Source organism: Pseudidiomarina gelatinasegens (assembly GCF_004025325.1).
GTDB classification, from domain to species: domain Bacteria; phylum Pseudomonadota; class Gammaproteobacteria; order Enterobacterales; family Alteromonadaceae; genus Pseudidiomarina; species Pseudidiomarina gelatinasegens.
In genome coordinates this window covers 1,900-3,766 of the sequence record NZ_RSFE01000018.1, presented here as the reverse complement: position 1 = coordinate 3,766, position 1,867 = coordinate 1,900, and the positions used below count along the sequence as shown (strand labels likewise).

The following is a 1,867-nucleotide window of genomic DNA, read 5'->3' as shown; positions in this document are numbered from 1 at the left end:
CCAAAGAGAATGGTCCGGATTTGCCTAAACCATTAACCTACATACTTTCACCGGGATTACCAACACCCGGCTTGCCTAGCCTTCTCCGTCCCCCCATCGCAGTACATGTCGGTTCAGGAATATTAACCTGATTCCCATCGACTACGCCTTTCGGCCTCGCCTTAGGGGCCGACTTACCCTACCCTGATTAGCATGGGATAGGAAACCTTGGTCTTCCGGCGTGGGGGTTTTTCACCCCCATTATCGTTACTCATGTCAGCATTCGCACTTCTGATACCTCCAGCATGCTTCTCAACACACCTTCAACGGCTTACAGAACGCTCCCCTACCCAGCATACATAGTACGCTGCCGCAGCTTCGGTGCATGGCTTAGCCCCGTTACATCTTCCGCGCAGGCCGACTCGACTAGTGAGCTATTACGCTTTCTTTAAAGGGTGGCTGCTTCTAAGCCAACCTCCTAGCTGTCTGAGCCTTCCCACATCGTTTCCCACTTAGCCATGACTTTGGGACCTTAGCTGGCGGTCTGGGTTGTTTCCCTCTTCACGACGGACGTTAGCACCCGCCGTGTGTCTCCCGGATAGTACTCACTGGTATTCGGAGTTTGCATGGGGTTGGTAAGTCGGGATGACCCCCTAGCCCAAACAGTGCTCTACCCCCAGTGGTATTCGTCCGAGGCTCTACCTAAATAGATTTCGGGGAGAACCAGCTATCTCCGGGCTTGATTAGCCTTTCACTCCGATCCACAAGTCATCCCCATCTTTTTCAACAGATGTGGGTTCGGTCCTCCAATTGATGTTACTCAATCTTCAACCTGCTCATGGATAGATCGCCCGGTTTCGGGTCTATACCTTGCAACTATGACGCCCAGTTAAGACTCGGTTTCCCTACGGCTCCCCTATGCGGTTAACCTTGCTACAAAATATAAGTCGCTGACCCATTATACAAAAGGTACGCAGTCACACCACGAAGGTGCTCCTACTGCTTGTACGTAGACGGTTTCAGGTTCTATTTCACTCCCCTCGCCGGGGTTCTTTTCGCCTTTCCCTCACGGTACTGGTTCACTATCGGTCAGTTGGGAGTATTTAGCCTTGGAGGATGGTCCCCCCATATTCAGTCAAGATAACACGTGTCCCGACCTACTCGTTTTCACATTCATGGCCCTGTCGTGTACGGGACTATCACCCTGTATCGTCAAGCTTTCCAGCTTGTTCCACTAAAACCATGATTGCTTAAGGGCTAATTCCCGTTCGCTCGCCGCTACTAGGGAAATCTCGGTTGATTTCTTTTCCTCCGGGTACTTAGATGTTTCAGTTCTCCGGGTTCGCTTCCTTAGGCTATGTATTCACCTAAGGATACTGAGCAAGCTCAGTGGGTTTCCCCATTCGGAAATCCATGACTAGAACGGCTTTTACTGCCTCATCATGGCTTATCGCAAGTTAATACGTCCTTCATCGCCTCCAACTGCCTAGGCATCCACCGTCTACGCTTAGTCACTTAACCATACAACCCGAAAATGTTTATTCGAATCGCATGGGCTGTTCTCTTTGCTGTACACAAGTTCGATACGCCTCTACCAAATATGGTGATTCAAGTAGAGTGGCATTTCATTACTTTATTACAATCAGCTTGTTCATATTGTTAAAGAGCGGTGTAACATTGAGTTACGGATAAAGGCTTTCGTAAAAGCACTTATCGCTAACTCACAGATAGAAATGGTGGAGCCAAGCGGGATCGAACCGCTGACCTCCTGCGTGCAAGGCAGGCGCTCTCCCAGCTGAGCTATGGCCCCGTTTCGTTGTTCGTTGTTCGTACGCTGCGCTATTCGTGCGCTACGCTGTTCGTTATTCGTTAAACAACAAACCAAGCC

Annotated in this window: 1 tRNA gene and 1 rRNA gene (1 of these 2 cut by a window edge); both read right to left on the bottom strand. The window is 50.0% G+C overall.

Going from position 1 to position 1,867, the window contains the following annotated elements:
* Window positions 1-1,500 (bottom strand): 23S ribosomal RNA (locus EGC76_RS11785) (it extends 1,462 nt beyond the left edge of the window).
* Window positions 1,501-1,713: 213 nt separating this feature from the next.
* A tRNA-Ala gene (locus tag EGC76_RS11780) sits at window positions 1,714-1,789 on the bottom strand.
* Window positions 1,790-1,867: the final 78 nt, after the last annotated feature.